General features: G+C 73.5%; 15 protein-coding genes, 1 tRNA gene and 1 pseudogene. 6 read left to right on the forward strand and 11 right to left on the reverse strand.

Annotation, left to right across the window (positions count from 1 at the left end; genetic code table 11):
- Nucleotides 1–73: 73 nt before the first annotated feature.
- The 4 genes from ABD954_RS04580 to ABD954_RS04595 all read right to left on the reverse strand — a co-directional run bounded on the left by ABD954_RS04580 (nt 74) and on the right by ABD954_RS04595 (nt 2,653).
- Nucleotides 74–544, reverse strand: coding sequence for a YchJ family protein (locus ABD954_RS04580; protein ID WP_345484453.1), 471 nt, complete (start codon nt 542–544; stop codon nt 74–76).
- A gap of 49 nt (nt 545–593) precedes the next feature.
- Entirely contained in the window at nt 594–1,187 is a 594-nt protein-coding gene (locus tag ABD954_RS04585) for a GNAT family N-acetyltransferase (RefSeq protein WP_345484454.1), read from the reverse strand.
- Between the two features lie 52 nt (nt 1,188–1,239).
- Nucleotides 1,240–2,163, reverse strand: a complete 924-nt coding sequence (locus ABD954_RS04590; RefSeq protein WP_345484455.1) for a phosphotransferase family protein — start codon at nt 2,161–2,163, stop codon at nt 1,240–1,242.
- A gap of 103 nt (nt 2,164–2,266) precedes the next feature.
- Entirely contained in the window at nt 2,267–2,653 is a 387-nt protein-coding gene (locus tag ABD954_RS04595; RefSeq protein WP_345484456.1) for a VOC family protein, read from the reverse strand.
- Between the two features lie 17 nt (nt 2,654–2,670).
- Here ABD954_RS04595 and ABD954_RS04600 point away from each other — a divergent pair, with 17 nt between their 5' ends.
- Together ABD954_RS04600 and ABD954_RS04605 are read left to right on the forward strand one after the other, a co-directional pair.
- Nucleotides 2,671–4,014 carry a 6-phospho-beta-glucosidase gene (locus tag ABD954_RS04600; protein ID WP_345484457.1) on the forward strand — a complete coding sequence of 448 codons (1,344 nt, stop codon included), beginning with the start codon at nt 2,671–2,673 and terminating at the stop codon, nt 4,012–4,014.
- A 58-nt stretch (nt 4,015–4,072) separates the two neighbouring features.
- Nucleotides 4,073–5,974, forward strand: coding sequence for a M64 family metallopeptidase (locus ABD954_RS04605; RefSeq protein WP_345484458.1), 1,902 nt, complete (start codon nt 4,073–4,075; stop codon nt 5,972–5,974).
- Nucleotides 5,975–6,037: 63 nt separating this feature from the next.
- Here ABD954_RS04605 and ABD954_RS04610 read toward each other — a convergent pair whose 3' ends face one another.
- The 3 genes from ABD954_RS04610 to ABD954_RS04620 all read right to left on the reverse strand — a co-directional run bounded on the left by ABD954_RS04610 (nt 6,038) and on the right by ABD954_RS04620 (nt 8,033).
- Nucleotides 6,038–6,856, reverse strand: a complete 819-nt coding sequence (locus tag ABD954_RS04610; RefSeq protein WP_345484460.1) for an SAM-dependent methyltransferase — start codon at nt 6,854–6,856, stop codon at nt 6,038–6,040.
- A 73-nt stretch (nt 6,857–6,929) separates the two neighbouring features.
- Nucleotides 6,930–7,166: a DUF397 domain-containing protein gene (locus ABD954_RS04615; RefSeq protein WP_345484461.1), complete on the reverse strand. Its 237-nt coding sequence runs from the start codon at nt 7,164–7,166 to the stop codon at nt 6,930–6,932.
- Entirely contained in the window at nt 7,167–8,033 is an 867-nt protein-coding gene (locus tag ABD954_RS04620) for a helix-turn-helix domain-containing protein (protein WP_345484462.1), read from the reverse strand. It lies immediately after the preceding gene.
- A 255-nt stretch (nt 8,034–8,288) separates the two neighbouring features.
- Here ABD954_RS04620 and ABD954_RS04625 point away from each other — a divergent pair, with 255 nt between their 5' ends.
- From ABD954_RS04625 to ABD954_RS04635, 3 genes and pseudogenes are all read left to right on the forward strand, one after another.
- Nucleotides 8,289–8,717: an ATP-binding protein gene (locus ABD954_RS04625; RefSeq protein ID WP_345484463.1), complete on the forward strand. Its 429-nt coding sequence runs from the start codon at nt 8,289–8,291 to the stop codon at nt 8,715–8,717.
- A gap of 5 nt (nt 8,718–8,722) precedes the next feature.
- Nucleotides 8,723–9,160, forward strand: a pseudogene (locus ABD954_RS04630) (hypothetical protein); the annotation flags it as partial.
- Between the two features lie 160 nt (nt 9,161–9,320).
- Entirely contained in the window at nt 9,321–10,031 is a 711-nt protein-coding gene (locus ABD954_RS04635) for a class I SAM-dependent methyltransferase (RefSeq protein WP_345484465.1), read from the forward strand.
- A gap of 65 nt (nt 10,032–10,096) precedes the next feature.
- Here ABD954_RS04635 and ABD954_RS04640 read toward each other — a convergent pair whose 3' ends face one another.
- Together ABD954_RS04640 and ABD954_RS04645 are read right to left on the reverse strand one after the other, a co-directional pair.
- On the reverse strand, nt 10,097–11,650 hold the full coding sequence (locus tag ABD954_RS04640; RefSeq protein ID WP_345484466.1) for a hypothetical protein: 1,554 nt from the start codon (nt 11,648–11,650) through the stop codon (nt 10,097–10,099).
- Between the two features lie 60 nt (nt 11,651–11,710).
- Nucleotides 11,711–11,795: transfer RNA gene (locus tag ABD954_RS04645), tRNA-Leu, on the reverse strand.
- A 266-nt stretch (nt 11,796–12,061) separates the two neighbouring features.
- Between ABD954_RS04645 and ABD954_RS04650 the strand changes: the two genes are divergently transcribed.
- The gene (locus ABD954_RS04650; protein ID WP_345491963.1) at nt 12,062–13,339 is read left to right on the forward strand and encodes a DUF2254 domain-containing protein; all 1,278 of its coding nucleotides are present in this window, start codon (nt 12,062–12,064) and stop codon (nt 13,337–13,339) included.
- A 498-nt stretch (nt 13,340–13,837) separates the two neighbouring features.
- Here ABD954_RS04650 and ABD954_RS04655 read toward each other — a convergent pair whose 3' ends face one another.
- The gene (locus ABD954_RS04655; RefSeq protein WP_345484467.1) at nt 13,838–14,497 is read right to left on the reverse strand and encodes a class F sortase; all 660 of its coding nucleotides are present in this window, start codon (nt 14,495–14,497) and stop codon (nt 13,838–13,840) included.
- A 237-nt stretch (nt 14,498–14,734) separates the two neighbouring features.
- Nucleotides 14,735–15,526: a hypothetical protein gene (locus ABD954_RS04660; protein WP_345484468.1), complete on the reverse strand. Its 792-nt coding sequence runs from the start codon at nt 15,524–15,526 to the stop codon at nt 14,735–14,737.
- Nucleotides 15,527–15,558 lie beyond the last annotated feature (32 nt).

Below are 15,558 nucleotides of genomic sequence, written 5' to 3' on the forward strand. Positions count from 1 at the left end.
CGTACGTGGTGTCAGGGGCCGCCGCCGGCCCGCGCCGGACGGGATCCTGGACAGGGGATCCAGCCTTCCGGCCTCAGTCCAGGAACTCCCCGTCCACGTACACCCATGACCCCTCGTGCCGCGCGAACCGGCTCCGCTCGTGCAGCTCTCCCGGCTTCCCGTCGTGCGTGAAGCGGGCCCGGAAGGTCACGGTGCCGTGCCGGTGGAAGACGGTGCCGTCGCCGGTCTCCTCGATCTCCAGACCGGCCCAGCGCATCGCGGGGTCGAAGTCCACCTCATCGGGCCGCGTCTCCGGCGCCCAGGTGCGCAGCAGGTACGCCTCGTCGCGGACGACGAAGGCGCTGTAGCGCGAGCGCATGAGCAGCTCGGCGGTGGGCGCGGTGGCGGGCCCCGCGTGGAAGCGTCCGCAGCATGCGCCGTACGCGACGGTGAGCCCGCAGGGGCAGGGGGAGGCGGCGGTCACCGCGGTGGCGGGTGCGGGAGACGGTGCGGACGTACGGCCGGGGCGGGTGGATCGGGCGGGGCGAGCCTTGCGTCGGGACATGGCCCCATTGTCGCGTGCCGCCCCCGCCCGCCCCGCCGGGTGCCCGTCGTCAGCGCGGGTCGCGCCACATGCCCCACAGCACCGGACCGCCGCCCGGCAGTGCGAACTCCTCGCGCACGGTGAAGCCGAAGTGCTCGTAGACGGGGAGGTTGGCGGCCTTGGAGGACTCCAGGTACGTGGCCTGGCCCGCCGCGTCGGCCTTCGCGAGGCCGGAGCGCAGCAGGGCGGCGCCCTGGCCGGTGCCCTGGGCCACCGGGTCGGCGCCGATGAGGGCCAAGGACCAGTGGGGTTCCTGCGGGGCGTGCGCGGCGGCGGTCTCGACGGCCTCCTTGAACAGGCCGGCGCGGTCACCGAGGATGCCGATGAGCTCCTGGATGGTCTCGGCGTCGGGGACGGCCTTCTCCTGCGCGTCGGCCGGCACCCAGAAGGCCGCGGCGGCGTCGGTGCGCTCGCACACGCCGTTCAGCAGGTACTGGCGGGTGAAGAGGGTGGAGAAGTAGCGGCCCAGCGTCGCCTCGCGCGATGCCTCCTCGGGGAAGAACCAGCACATCATCGGGTCGTCGTCGAAGGCCCGGGCCAGCGTGTGGCTGATCGCCGGAGCGTCCTCGATCACTGCCGTCCTCGGCATGTCGGTTGTCGCCATGCGGACATTCTGCCCTCAAATGATCTTGGACCGTCAGCGGGGGTCCCTCCGGTCACTCGGTCCCGAACCAGGACTCCGCGAGCGCGTCCAGACGGCCCTCTTCGGTCACCCCGAACTCGCGCAGGTACCAGGCGAGGTCGCTGTACACGTGGAGCAGGGTGTACGCGAGCGCGGTCGACGGGTCGACCGCGCGGCCGTACGCGCGCGTGAGGCGGGCCAGCAGGGCCGGGTCACCGCGGGTGACGAAGACGCCGACGCCCACGAAGTCGTAGCCGGCGTCACCGATCATGGCCGGTTCGAAGTCGAACAGGCCGGTCAGCCGCCAGCCGTCGGGGTCCACCAGGAAGTGCTGGAGCATGACCTCGGTGTGCAGCAGAGCGGGTCGCGGGGCGCGGGGCAGCGGGACGGAGGCGAGGAAGTCCGGGATCTGCTCCAGCCACGGCTCGGGAAGTCCGCGGTCACGCTGCCGGGCCACGGCCCCGGCCCGCTGCCGGTCGACGAAGGCCCCCCAGTCCCCCGGCCCGAGGACGTCGCCGAGCGGCCCGGGGTCCAGGGCGTGCAGCGCGCCCAGCGCCTCGCCGATCTCGGTGACGAGCCGTTCGCGGTGCTCCGGGGGGACGCGGTGCCACACCCGGGCGAGGTTCTCGCCGCGGAGCCGGGACATCAGGACGTAGCGCCAGCCGTTCTCGTACGCGCCGGCGGCCCGCACCTCGGGGGTGGGCACCGGCAGCCGCCCCGCGACGTGGGCGAGGACGCGCCCCTCGGCGACGCCGTCACGGGCGGCGGCCCCCGGGAACAGCTTGAGCACGTGCTCGTCGCCCACCGCGTACACCGGCTGAGAGCCGTCGGGGAACCGGGTCAGCGGCGCGCGGGCGTGGCCGAGGCGCGCGCAGAGGTCCTCCGCGCCGGGGCGCATGACCGTCTCGTCGGGGACGATCGCGTCCCACTCTTCGTCCGTCTCCACCGAGGGCAGCATGGCGCCACCGTAGGGCCCGCGTCGGGCGGCGGCCAGCGAATTCCGCCACGACCGGGGGTGCCTCGCAGCCGCGGCGGTCCCGGCCAGATCGGCGAGCCGCCCCCTACGGCCGGTACCGCAGCGGGTGCCCCTCCGGCACCTCCACGACCGCGATCCGTACGCCGTCCGGGTCGGCGAGCCACATCTCGATCAGGCCCCAGGGCTCGGTGACCGGTTCGCGCAGCACGCGCGCGTCGGTGCCGCGCAGTTCCTCGCGGGCCGCGTGGACGTCCGCGACCTGGAGCCAGAGCCGGGGTCCGGGTTCGGGCGGTGCGGTGTCGGCGCGGCCGGAGAGTTCGAGGAAGCCGCCGCCGAGGAAGTAGACGGTGCCGCGGTCCGGGCCGGTGCCGAACTCGCGGTAGACCGCGAGGCCGAGGGTCTCGCCGTAGAAGCGGCGGGAGCGCTCGGGGTCGGTCGGGCGGAGCAGGATCCTGCTGCTCAGTACGTGCATCCGAGTAGCGTACGAGCATGAAACTGACGATTCTCGGAGGCGGCGGATTCCGGGTGCCGCTCGTGTACGGCGCTCTGCTCGGCGACCGTGGCGAGGGGCGGGTCACCCGGGTCACCTTGTACGACCTGGACGCCGGGCGTCTGTCGGCGATCACCCGGGTGCTCGCCGAGCAGGGTGCGGGGGTGGCGGACGCGCCGGAGGTAAGCGCGACGACGGACCTCGACGAGGCTCTGCTGGGCGCCGACTTCGTCTTCTCCGCGATCCGGGTGGGGGGTCTGGCGGGCCGGGCGGCCGACGAGCGGATCGCGCTGGCCGAGGGGGTGCTGGGCCAGGAGACGGTGGGCGCGGGCGGCATCGCGTACGGGCTGCGGACGCTGCCGGTGGTGACGCACATCGCCCGGCGTGTCGCCGCGCTCGCTCCGGACGCCTGGGTCATCAACTTCACCAACCCGGCCGGCGTGGTCACCGAGGCGATGTCGCGGATCCTCGGCGACCGGGTGGTCGGCATCTGCGACTCGCCGGTGGGTCTCGGCCGCCGGGTGGCACGGGTGCTCGGCGCCCGTCCGGACGAGGCGTGGATCGACTACGTGGGCCTGAACCACCTGGGATGGCTGCGGGGGCTCAGGGTCGGCGGACGTGACGTCCTTCCGCGGCTCCTCGAGGACGACGCCCTGCTCGGCTCCTTCGAGGAGGGCAGGCTCTTCGGTGCGGACTGGCTGCGGTCGCTCGGCGCGGTCCCCAACGAGTACCTGCACTACTACTACTTCAACCGCGAGGCGGTGCGGGCCTACCGGGAGGCGGAGCGGACGCGGGGCGCCTACCTGCTGGATCAGCAGGCCGGTTTCTACGAGGAGATGGACAAGCCGGACACGCCTCCCCTCGACACCTGGCACCGGGTGCTCGCCGACCGGGAGGCGACGTACATGGCGCACAACCGGGAGGCCGCCGGGGTCGGCGAACGGGCCGACGAGGACCTGGAGTCCGGCGGTTACGAGAAGGTGGCGCTGGCGCTGATGCGGGCCATCGCGCGCAACGAGCGGGCCACGCTGATCCTCAACGTGCGCAACCGGCACACGCTGTCGGTCCTCGACGCGGACGCGGTGATCGAGGTGCCGTGTCTCGTCGACGCGGCCGGTGCCCGTCCGGTGTCCGTGGATCCGCTGCCGTACCACGCGGTGGGCCTGGTGACGGCGGTGAAGGCGGTGGAGCGGGAGGTGCTCGCCGCGGCCGAGAGCGGTTCGCGGGCGGCGGCGGTGCGGGCCTTCGCGCTGCATCCGCTGGTCGACTCGGTGACGGTGGCCCGCCGCCTGGTGGACGGCTACACGGCGGAGCACGCCGGACTGGACTATCTGCGTCGCTGAGATGGACGGCTGACGAACATCTTTACGGCATGGGGAGCGCGGCCTAGGCTCGCGCCCCATGACTTCACAGCGACGCAGGGGTGTTCGACGCGGAGTGGCCCGGCTCGTCGCGGGTGCTCTGCTGGCCGCGGGACTCGTGAGCACGGGTCCCGCGGCGGCCGGCAGCCCGGCCGCCGCCGAGACGGGCGGGGCGACCGTCGTGCCCGTCCAGACGACAGGTCCCGCCGACCGGCGGTTCAACCTGGTCGTCATGGGCGACGGTTACACGGCGGCGGAGATGCCGGAGTTCCGGGCGCACGTGGAGCGGCACCTCAGCATGTTGTGGAGCATCGAGCCGTTCGCCTCGTACCGCTCGTACATCAACGTGTGGGCGGTGGAGATCCCCTCCGCCGAGTCGGGCGTGGACTGCGATCCGGGTCTCGACGCCCCGGCCCGCGACACGGCCCTGAACATGGGCTTCTGGGGCGGCTGCAACGCGGGCAGCGTCCAGCGGCTGCTCACGGTGGACAGTGCGCGGGCCGCCGCCCACGCCGACCTGGTGCCCGGCACCAGCCGGGCGAACCGGCAGATCGTGGCGCTGGCGAACAGCACCACCTACGGCGGCGCCGGGGGCAGTTACGCCACCGCGTCCGGCGGCAACGCGCTGTCGGCCCTCATCACCCCGCACGAGATCGGTCATTCGCTCGGCGGGCTCCAGGACGAGTACGACTACTACGGGCGCGGTGTGCCGGGCGGCGCCTACACGGGCGGGGAGCCGTCCTCCGTGCACCACACGCTGCTGACGGAGCGCCAGATGCGTGACCGGCGGGCCAAGTGGTGGCGCTGGCTCGGCGAGGAGAGCGAGTCGGGCGGGGTCATCGGCCGTCACGAGGGCGGCCTCTACAGCACCACGGGCGTGTGGCGCCCCAGCCGCCATTCGATGATGAAGACCCTCGGCTACGCCTTCGACCAGGTGGAGCGGGAGGTCATGGTGGGGGCGATCTCGGCCAAGGTGGACCTGGTCGAGGCGCACACCCCCGATGCGGCGCCGATCGGGGCGGACCGGACGGTGTGGGTGGACACGCTGCATCCGGTGGGCGGTGAACTCGCGGTGGAGTGGCGGCTGGACGGCCGGCTCCTCGACACCCGGGGAGCACGCACGGTCGACCTGCGGTCCCTGGACCTGCCCCGGGGCCGGACGCACACGCTGACGGCGAAGGTCACGGACCCGACGCCGTTCGTGCGGGACCCGGCGGTGCGGGCGTCCGCCGCCCTCACCCGTACGGTGAGCTGGACGGTGAACCCCGCGCTCACCACCCGCTCGGAGGAGGTGCCGCCGGCGTTCACCGGGCACACCCCGACGGCCGCCCCGGTCGGCGCCCGGTCGGTGGTCCACGCGGACACGACCCACCCGCCGCGCCGGACGGTCGCCGTGCGCTGGCGGCTCGACGGGGAGACGGTGCCGAACCCGGGCAACGACCGTGACCTGGACCTGAGGTCGCTGCGGCTGCCCCCCGGCACTCACACCCTGACGGCCGACATCCCGGGCACGGGGGCGGAGTTGAGGTGGACGGTGGACGCCCTCGCCGCCACCGCCGCCCATGAGCTGTCGGCTCCGCTGCGGACGGTGCGGCGGCCGGGGCAGCCGGTGGAGTACGTGTACGACGGTGCCTTCACGATGCGGCTGACCGCGCGGGACGACCAGGAGGGCGCGGTGGTGAGCCAGTTCCGGGTGGACGGCGACGGTTGGTACACGTACTACGGCTGGCCGACGGACGCCTCGGCCCCGTTCCTCTTCTCGCCGTCCGGCACGGTGATCGACGGTCTCGTCTACGGCAAGCTCGGCCGGGCGCGGGCGGTGCCGTGGGACGACGCCACGCCCGACTACGGGACGCACACGGTGGAGTACCGGACGGTGGACGCGGCCGGGAACGTGAGCCGGGCCCGGAGCTTCCTGGTGACGCTGGTCGCACCGGAGTAGCGGGGAACGGCGAGGGGCCCGCGGACGATTCCGCGGGCCCCCGTGGCGTTCGGACGGGACGTGTCAGCGCTTGCGGCCGACCGCCGCCCAGCCGGGGATCGGGTCGTCGCCCTGGACCGGGACGGGCTCGCCCAGCTCCGGGTGCCACTCGGCGGTGAGGGACACGCCGGGCTCGACGAGGTCGAGGCCGTCGAAGAACGCGGCCAGTTCGTCGCGCGAGCGCGGCCGCAGGGTCAGACCGCGCGCCTTGTACATGGCGGCGGCCTTGGCGGCGCCTTCGGGGTCGAAGTCGCCGGTGACGTGCGAGAGGACGAGGTAGCTGCCGGGGGCGAGCTTGTCGACGATCTTGGCGACCAGCTCGTAGGCACCGTCCTCGTCGCCGACGAAGTGCAGCAGCGCGAGCATCGACAAGGCGATGGGTTGATCGAAGTCAAGGACCTTTCCGGCCCTTTCGAGGATGACCTCGGGCTCACGCGCGTCCGCCTGGATGTACTCGGTGGCGCCTTCCGGCGTCGAGCGCAGCAGGGCGGCGGCGTGCGCCAGCACGATGGGGTCGTTGTCGCAGTAGACGATCCGGGACTCCGGCGCGGCCTGCTGCGCGATCTGGTGCAGGTTGGGCTCGGTGGGGATGCCGGTGCCGACGTCCAGGTACTGCCGTACGCCGTGGGCGCTGAGCCAGCGGATGGCGCGGTGCATGAAGGCCCGGTTGACGCGGGCCATGTCCCGGCCGCGGGCGTCGACGGTGAGGAGCTGGCGGGCCATCTCCTCGTCCACGGGGTAGTTGTCCTTGCCGCCCAGGAACCAGTCGTACATCCGCGCGGGGTGCGGCTTGCTGGTGTCGATCCGTATGCCGCTCGGTACGGATGCGGCGTCCTGTGTCATCGGCTCTCCTCGGCGGGACGAACGGTGGCGCTTACGGCAAGAGTTACGCGATGTGAGGGGCGGTACGGAAGGTTCAGGTGAGCAGGAAATCAGCCTGACCTGATTTGGCCCCCTGGATGAAGGCGGCGATCTCTCCGTGGGTGTAGATGAGCGCTGGTCCCTCGGGGTCTGCGGACTGTCGCACGGCGATCCTGCCGTCGGCCAGCTTCATGGCCTCCACGCAGTTGCCCCCGTTGCCGCCGCTCCACGGCTTGTGCCAGCCCTCGGCACCGAGCTCGGCGGCGGGCATGCCGTTGTATATGCGGTCCATTCACAGCTCCTTGCGGAGATTCCGGAGAATCTCCTTCGTGCGTTGTGCAGTCGCGGCCTGCGCCGCCATGCGGTCCATGACTTCGAGGTGGGAGGCCACCTCGGGGCGCGCGTCGAGGTAGACGGCGCCGGTCAGGTACTCGCTGTAGACCATGTCCGGGAGTTCGGGCATGGCGAAGCGGAAGAGGACGAACGGTCCGTAGGTGCCGGGGTGGTGGCCGGACGCGAACTCCGCGATCTGCAGGGTGACGTTCGGCAGCTCCGACGCTTCGAGCAGCCGGTCGAGCTGGTCGCGCATCACTTCGGGCCCGTTGCCTACCGGTCGGCGGAAGACCGTCTCGTCCATGATCACCCAGAACTTGGGCGCGTCCTCCCTGGTGAGCAGGGACTGGCGCTCCATGCGGAGGGCTACATGCCGGTCGATCTCCTCGGCGTCGTTGCTGCCGCCGACGGCCCCGCTGCGCAGGATGGCACGGGCGTAGTCCTCGGTCTGGAGCAGACCGGGGACGAACTGGGGCTCGTAGGCCCGGATGAGGCTTGCGGCCCCCTCCAGGCTGACGTACATCGAGAACCAGCCGGGCAGCACGTCGTGGAACCGCTGCCACCAGCCGGGAAGGTTGGCCTCCTCCGCGAGGGCGACGAAGCCCTCCGCCTCGGAGTCCGTGACGCCGTACGCCTTGAGCAGGAGCTGTACGTACGGAATCTTCAGCGCGACCTCGGCGGTCTCCATGCGCCGGATCGTGGCCGGGGCGACCCGCAGGATCCTGGCGGCCTCTTCACGCTTGAGGCCGGCCCGTTCGCGCAGATCCTGGAGACGCTTGCCGAGGACGACCTGTCCCACCGTGGGGGCGGACCGCGGCTCGCTCACTTAAGAAACCCTCCCCGACGCGCTGTTTCGACGAGTGTGCCATGAACACGGCCAGAGAGAACACAGCACTCTGCATTTTTCAGAGTGCCACTTGCCAAGTGTCCGAGTCGGGAGCAGAGTATTCCGGTGAACCAGTACGCATGCCGTCGTGCGCTCCGGCACGGGGATGCGTACGGCACTCCTGCCCACAGTTGTGAGGATCCGGTCGTGGCTTCTGGTAACGCGCACTCCTCAGGTCTCATGAGCCCTCGGGTCATGACCCAGCGCCCACGCCCCCACGCCTCGGACCGCAGGTTCGCCTTCGAGCTGCCCGCCCGCACCGAATCCGTCTCCCGCGCGCGCAGGCTCGCGGAGGAGCGCCTCATCCTCTGGGGCTGCGGCCCCGACATACGCGAGACGGTCGCGCTCGTCGTGTCGGAACTGGTCACCAACGCCGTCGTGCACACCGCGAGCGCCCGGTTCGTCTGCGAGCTGCGCGAGGGCGAGGAGCGGCTGCGGATAGCGGTGCGCGACGAGGGCGGCCCGGCCGGCCCGCGCATCCGCGACTGCGGCGAGGAGGAGCGCGGCCGCGGACTCATCCTGGTCGACGCCCTGGCGACCGCCTGGGGCGCGGACCGCACCGGCCACGGCACGGCGCAGATCGTGTGGGCGGAGCTCGCCCACGGCATGGGAGAGCCGTGCTGAGGTCCATGGCGACGCTGCTGCGGGCCCGCGGTGTCGCGCCCGCCCCGCGCGCCCGCAAGAGCCCCGAGAACGGCCCCGCCGGGCCGCACTCCCCCGTCGGCGCGACCCGCCTCTTCGTGCCGGTCGACCTGCCGACCACCCTGGGCTGCGACGCGGTCGGCGTCCCCGCCCGCTACGGCTTCCGCATCCTGTCCCGGCTGCCCGCGAAGGGCTGCGTCTACGCCGACAGCGACTGGTGGTGGTGGCTGGTCCCGTCCGGCTCCGACCTCGACCTCGCCTGGCCGATGCCCGCCTGTTACGCCCCCGGCGCCGTGATCCCCGACCGCCGCCCCCGGCTGATCCACCACCCCGACGGCGGCTCTCCGTACACCCCGCCCATCCCGCTCTACCTGCTGATCTGCCAGCTCACGGGGATCGCCCCCCGCGTGGAACGTGCCGCCCCAGGTGCGCAGCGCCCTGTGATCTCCCGTCCCTGGTCTCCTTTCCCTGATCTCGCGTCCCCGTCCCGTCCCCCGTCCGCGACCGGCCGGCCGCGCCCGCCTCTCCCGGTCGGCCTCACGTGATCTCCCGCGCCGCGCGCCGTCCCGGTCGTAGGGTCGTGGCATGTTCTCCCCCGACGGCCCCACGCTCCGCGAGCTGACCCGGCAGGCGCTGTCGTCGGTCGAGCACGGCTACGACCTGCTCGCGACGAAGTTCGACGCCACCCCGTTCCGCACCTCCGACCGCCTGCTCACCGCGGTCGCCGAGACCCTGGAACCGCTCGGCCCCTTCGACTCGGGCCTCGACGTGTGCTGCGGCACCGGCGCCGGGCTCGGGGTGCTGCGCTCGCTGGGGACGGGACGGGTCACCGGCGTCGACTTCAGCTCCGGCATGCTCGCCGGGGCCCGCCGCGCCCACCCCACCGCGACGCTCGTACGGGCCGACGCCCTGGCGCTCCCCTTCGCGCCGGTCTTCGACCTGGCCGTCAGCTTCGGCGCCTTCGGCCACTTCCTCCCCGCCGAGCAGCGCACCCTCTTCCGCCAGGTCCACGCCTCCCTGCGCCCCGGCGGCACCTTCGCCTTCCCGCTGCCGGCGCCGCCACGGGTGGGCTCCGCCCCGTACTGGACGCTGTGGGGCTTCGACGCGGCGATGCGGGTCCGCAACGCGCTGTGGCGGCCCCCCTTCGTCATGTACTACCGCACCTTCCGCCTCGCCGACGTCCGCGCACGCCTCCGGGACGCCGGCTTCGGGGTGGAGCTGCTGCCGGTCCGTCCCCTGGGGTTCCGGGAGGACGGCAGCCCGCGCTGCCGGCTGGTGGTCGCACGGAAGCCGTGAACCGCACGCGCTGCCCGGCCGGCGCGCCCTGCGCGGTCCGGAGGAGGCTGTGCAGGGGGCGCCGCTCAGCCGGCGGCGCCACAGGACGCGGGGCGCTCCTCCCGCGGCACCAGGCGCAGCCGGCTGAGGGGAGCCTTGAGCGCCGAGCGGGCCTCGGGGTCCCACAGCACGACGGTCCCGTCGGCGTCCCCGATCTTGAGGTACGCGTCGGCGGCGGCGAGCACGCCGCCGTCCACGGGCACCTGGTCCGCCCGCCCCACGGGGAACACACAGACCCATTCCGGCTCGATGCCGTAGTAGGCCGCCGGCGTCCGCCCCTTCGCGGCGGCGGCCACGCCCTGGACACCGGCCTCGCCCGCCGACACCAGGCCGAGGCCGAGCACGCCCTGCGCCAGCAGCAGGATGCTCACCAGCAGCAGCACCGCGTTGCCGAACCAGCGGTCCTTCACGTGCAGGTGGAAGTGCTTCATGTAGCCGAGGAGACTCGGAGCGAAGAACCACAGGCTCATACAGGCGGTCAGCTTGAGCAGCGCGAGCATCTGATGCGCCTTCGGGATCTCGACGTCCTCCAGGTCGAGCCCGAAGGCGTCCAGGTACATCGCGTGCAGCCCGAGCCCGAGCCCCGGAAGGAAACCGAAGCCCAGCGGCAGAAGGGCGGGAATCAGCCAGGGGGCGGTGCGCTGCCAGCTCCACTGCCGTACGAGGAGCCTGATCCCGTTGCCGACGGCCACGGCCGCCAGGCAGACGAGCACCACGGAGGAGCCGTATCCGACCTCGGGCGCCGTCCGGGCCGCGTAGACGCCGACACCGGCGGAGCTCGCCACGAGCAGGCAGCCGAACAGGGAGGAGCCGGCGCGCGTCGCTCCCGGTGCCGCTCCCTTCCACACGGCCGCCGCCGCGCCCGCTCCGCCGAGGAGGACGGCCACGGGCCACCCCCACGATCCGACACCGCGGGAATGGGTGTCCGCGATGCGTGCCCCGGCCCAGACCCCGATCATGAGGATCAGGATCAGACGGTTCAGGAGCGCGGACGACTCACGGCGTCCGCCTCGGGCCGGCGCAGGGCGGGCGCTCGTCCCCCAGGGCCGGCGAGCGGCGATCCGCCCGCCGCGGCGCGGCGCACCGGGCAGGGGCCGCGTGGCGAGGTGCTGGGCCTCCCCCGGCGCGGTCGCGACGATCAGCCGTCCGGTGTCCCGGCTGCCGGTGTTCTCGGCCAGCCACAGCCGCGTCCGTTCCCGCCACCGCACGCGCCGGGGCAGACCGGACACGGTCCTGGGGCGCGCCTCGGGACGCTCGTAGGCGAACCAGTGCGGCAGGTCCACCGGGTCCCGCGTGACGACCTCCACGGCCTGGACCTGGAGGTCCAGCAGCAGCTCGTCGGCGACGAGTTCGAGCCGCTCCCTGGCCCCGCGCGACGCGTTGAGGCTGCTCCCGGGGAACCGCGCTTCGACCGTGTACCACAGGCGCCGCTCCGCCCACTCCGACGGCTCGCCGCGCCGCTCCAGGACGGGCCAGCCGCGGTCTTCGAACGCGCGTTCCAGCAGCTCGCAGTCGGTCCGCGTCCCCCTGAGCTCGATCAGTGCCACGGCCCGCTGGTCGAACCCGTTCCCCCCACGCATGGTGCCCCTCCCCCGGCGCATACGAAAGAAGACCCCAGCTCAGCTGGGGTCTTCCACAGGTGTCCGAGGGGGGACTTGAACCCCCACGCCCGATAAAGGGCACTAGCACCTCAAGCTAGCGCGTCTGCCATTCCGCCACCCGGACGAGGTGTGCTGCCGTCGCGGCTGTTCCCCGCGGCGACACGGATAACTCTACCAGGGGTTCGAGGCGCCTTTCACCAGCGTTTCCCGTGGTCAGTGGGGCGGGCCGGACCTCCGGACGGCGTACGGGGCGTGCCGGGGCCGGTACGCGGAGTGGAGGGCCCGCGGGGCGGTGCGCGGGGCGTCGCCGCTCTCCCGGGGGCGGCGGCGCCTAGCCTGCGCGGGGTGACCTCACTTCCTCCTCCGTCACCCGTGTACCGCCGGCCCCGGATGCTCTCGCCGCTGCGGGAGCACCTGCGGGACACCTTCTGGTTCGCGCCGGTCGCGGCCATGGCGGCGATCTGTGTGCTGTGGGCGGCCTGCGCGGGCCTGGACGCGGAGATCGTCGAGACGCTGCGGGACGAGGGCGCCTACGAGGCCATCGGTGACCTGGCCGGGATCGCCGAGGACGCGAAGACGGTCGTGACCACGGTCGGCTCGGCGATGATGACGTTCATCGGCGTGGTCTTCTCGATCTCCCTCGTGGCGGTCCAGATGGCGAGCGGACAGTTCAGCCCGCGGGTGGTGCGGATCTTCGTGCGGAGCCGGATCACCAAGGCGACGCTCTCGGTCTTCCTCGCCACCTTCCTGCTGTCGCTGCTCGTGCTGACCTCGTACGAGAGCGAGACCGACCCCCGGCTCGTGACGGCCGTGCCGCTGCTCCAGTCGATCCTGACCCTCGCGATGGTGGGGCTGAGCCTGCTGCTCTTCGTGGCGTACGTGAACGCGACGCTGCGGCTGATGCGGGTGGGCCACGTGGTGGACCGGATCGCCCGGGAGTCGTTCCGGGTGCTGGCGAAGACGCCCTGGTACGAGGGCGGGGGCGACGAGCTCGGGCCGGTGACGGGGCAGGTGGTGCACCGGGGGCGGGCCGGGGTGCTGCGGGACGTGAACGTGGCCCGGCTGGTGCGCGTGGCGCGGCGGCACGGTCTGGTGCTGCGGCTGCTGCCGAGGATCGGGGACTTCGTGGTGCCGGGGACGCCGATCCTGGCGGTGCACGGCGGGGCGGTGCCGAAGGGGCTCGCGTCCTCGGTGTCGGTGGGGATCGAGCGGACCTTCCACCAGGACCTGGGATTCGGTCTGCGGCAGCTCGCGGACATCGCGCTGCGGGCGCTGTCCCCCGCCGTGAACGATCCGACGACGGCGGTGCAGTGCCTGGACCGGATCGTGCAGTTCCTGGCGGCCGTCGCCCACCGGCCGCTGGGCGCGGTGGCGTACCGGGACGGGCGGGGAGGCGACGGGGCCGTGCGGCTCGTGCAGGACCTGCCGGGGTGGACCGACCTGGTCGATCTGGGCTTCGCCGAGATCCGGGGCTGCGCGGAGGGCAGCCCGCAGGTGTCGCGGCGGATGCTGGCGGGGCTCGACGACCTGCTGGCGCTGGTGCCCGAGGACCGCACGGAACCGCTGCTGCGGCACCGTGTGCTCCTGACGGAACTGGTGGAGCGCACGGTGCCGCAGGCCGCGGACCGGGCCTTCGCCCTGGAGGCGGACCGTCAGGGGATCGGCTGAGCCGCCCGGGGCGCGGGCGCGGGCGGGTCCGGGTGGGGGGCGGCGGGTCGGGGCCGGCCCGACGGCGGCGCCGCAGCGCCAGGGGCCCGAGGCGGTGCCGATGGAAGGGCGGCCGGGTCCGGCGGCGCAACGGGAACCCGGCGGGAGTCCGACGCCCCCCGACGCCGGCTCCGTGGAAGCTACATAGACCACGACCACCCGCTCCAGGTCCAGTCCAATGCGGGAATCCGTCAGGTCTGCGGCGAAGGCCGAGACGGGCTCCTCGGGTGCGGGCCGCAGCGCGTTCGGCGCAGCGGTCGATCCGCCCGGTACGGGCGAAGCGGGCGAGGGAGGGGGCGAACGCTGCGGGCGCCGGACGCCCCCGGGAACAGGGCCTGGGGTGGGGAAGGGAACGGAGCAGGCGGTGGGGGTGGGAAGAAGTCGCGCGGGAAATGGGTCCCGGCCTTCTCCCGGGCGAGGTCAGAGAAGGCTCGGTACCCGGCAAGGAAGGCGGGGGGCTCACCGCACCTCGGTCAGGCGGGCCGAGACCACCACGTTGCCCTCGTATCCGCCGTCCGGCGCGTACGGACCGCCGCAGGTGATCAGCCGGAGTTCCGGCGCTCCGGTGGAGCCGTAGACCCGCTCGGCGGGGAAGCCGTCCGTCGGGACGACCTCGACGCCGTACACCGCGAACACGGCCGTCCGGCCGTCGGCGCGGGCGATCTCGACGCGCTGCCCCCGGGCGAGCCGCCCGAGGCCGTAGAAGACGGCCGCCCCGCCCTTGGGGGTGTCGACGTGGCCGACGACGACGGCGGTGCCCCGCTCGCCGGGGGTGACGGAGCCGGTGAACCAGCCCGCCGGGCCGCGCTCGTTGGGGCGCGGGGCCTCGATCCAACCCTCGCGGTCCAGGCCCACCCGGGTCACCGGGGCGTCGATCCGGAGGGCGGGCACGTGGACCCGTACGGGGTTCGAGGCGGGCAGCGGAGCGGGGGTGGCGCCGGTGGCGGACGGGCCCCGGCCGGGCGCGGCGGCGGCCACCGGCTGCGGAGGGCCGTCGGGCGGCGGGTACGCCGACCCGCCGCGCACGAGGTGCACGCCCACGAGGAGGACGACGGCGACGAGGCCCCAGGCACCAGGCCGTCCCGCAGGGCCGCCGTTCGGCCCGCTCCACCCGTGCACGTGCGACCCGACCTCTCTGCGCGCCTCGTTCTCGCGCCTCGTTCTCGCGCCTCGTTCTCGCGCCTGTTTCGCGCGGCTCTTTCTCGGGGCTCGTTCTCGGGGCTCTTTCTCCGGTGCTTCTCGCGGCTCTCCCGTGGTTCCTTCCGTGGTTCCTTCGCGGTTCCTTCCGCGGTTCCTTCCGCGTGGTGTGGCGCTCCTCCGCCCCGGACCTCGTCACACCGGGGCGGAGGAGCCGTCTCAGGACCCGGTCCCGGCGCCCTCCCGGCGGCGCAGCAGCGCAACGGCCGCGCCGAGCGCACCGGCGATGAGGACGGTGCCGGTGACCACCTGGGCGGTGCCGGCCTCCGCGTCGGATCCGGTGCCGAAGCCCGCCCGAACGCCCTTGTGGGCGGGCACGGAGGGGACGGCCGGATGGGCGGTCGGGTGTCCGGTGGGATGGCTGGTGGGGTGGCCGGTGGGGTGGGCGCCGCCCGTGATGGTGAGGGTCGTGGTGCCCCGCTCGCCCTTGCAGTCGAAGGCGACCTCGTACTGCGCGCCCTTCTTGGCGTCGGCGTCGACCGTGGCGGTGCCCGGACGCCCCTCCTTCAGGGTGACCGTGTCGAAGACCGGGGACTCGACGGTCACGGTGGGCGCCTCGCAGCCGTCGGACTTCAGCGTCACGGTGCCGCCGGGGGCGACGGTCGAGGGCGTGACCGAGAAGCCGAAGGAGGTGATGCCGTGCCCGGTGCCGCCCTTGGGGGAACCACCGCCGTCGGTGATGCCGCCGAGAGGCAGACCGTCGTCGGGCAGGTCACCGACCGGCGCACCGTCGTCGGGCACGTCACCGGCGGGCATGTCGCCGAGAGGATCGCCGGTCCCGGTCTCGGGGAAGCCGCCCTCCGGTACGGGCGGGCCGGCGTCCAGCGCGGGAAGGCCGCCGTCGTCCGGGCCGCCCTCGTCGGCCACGGCCGCGGGCCCGGACAGCACCAGGGCGATCGCGGCGAGGGGGCCGAGCAGGGCCGCCGAGGCGGCGGGGCGTATCGCGCGCATGGGGTTCCTCCAGATCACGCGAGGGCGGACGG

Origin of the sequence: Streptomyces roseoviridis (genome assembly GCF_039535235.1) — a bacterium.
Lineage (GTDB): Bacteria > Actinomycetota > Actinomycetes > Streptomycetales > Streptomycetaceae > Streptomyces > Streptomyces roseoviridis.

Bases quoted from the DNA above. Each gene is read 5' to 3' on its own strand.
- ABD954_RS04640 (WP_345484466.1), bottom strand. From the start codon at position 11,650: ATGCGTGGGGGGAACGGGTTCGACCAGCGGGCCGTGGCACTGATCGAG.
- ABD954_RS04605 (WP_345484458.1), top strand. From the start codon at position 4,073: ATGACTTCACAGCGACGCAGGGGTGTTCGACGCGGAGTGGCCCGGCTC.
- ABD954_RS04580 (WP_345484453.1), bottom strand. From the start codon at position 544: ATGTCCCGACGCAAGGCTCGCCCCGCCCGATCCACCCGCCCCGGCCGT.
- ABD954_RS04595 (WP_345484456.1), bottom strand. From the start codon at position 2,653: ATGCACGTACTGAGCAGCAGGATCCTGCTCCGCCCGACCGACCCCGAG.
- ABD954_RS04585 (WP_345484454.1), bottom strand. From the start codon at position 1,187: ATGGCGACAACCGACATGCCGAGGACGGCAGTGATCGAGGACGCTCCG.
- ABD954_RS04660 (WP_345484468.1), bottom strand. From the start codon at position 15,526: ATGCGCGCGATACGCCCCGCCGCCTCGGCGGCCCTGCTCGGCCCCCTC.
- ABD954_RS04610 (WP_345484460.1), bottom strand. From the start codon at position 6,856: ATGACACAGGACGCCGCATCCGTACCGAGCGGCATACGGATCGACACC.
- ABD954_RS04635 (WP_345484465.1), top strand. From the start codon at position 9,321: ATGTTCTCCCCCGACGGCCCCACGCTCCGCGAGCTGACCCGGCAGGCG.
- ABD954_RS04650 (WP_345491963.1), top strand. From the start codon at position 12,062: ATGCTCTCGCCGCTGCGGGAGCACCTGCGGGACACCTTCTGGTTCGCG.
- ABD954_RS04615 (WP_345484461.1), bottom strand. From the start codon at position 7,166: ATGGACCGCATATACAACGGCATGCCCGCCGCCGAGCTCGGTGCCGAG.
- ABD954_RS04600 (WP_345484457.1), top strand. From the start codon at position 2,671: ATGAAACTGACGATTCTCGGAGGCGGCGGATTCCGGGTGCCGCTCGTG.
- ABD954_RS04625 (WP_345484463.1), top strand. From the start codon at position 8,289: ATGACCCAGCGCCCACGCCCCCACGCCTCGGACCGCAGGTTCGCCTTC.
- ABD954_RS04590 (WP_345484455.1), bottom strand. From the start codon at position 2,163: ATGCTGCCCTCGGTGGAGACGGACGAAGAGTGGGACGCGATCGTCCCC.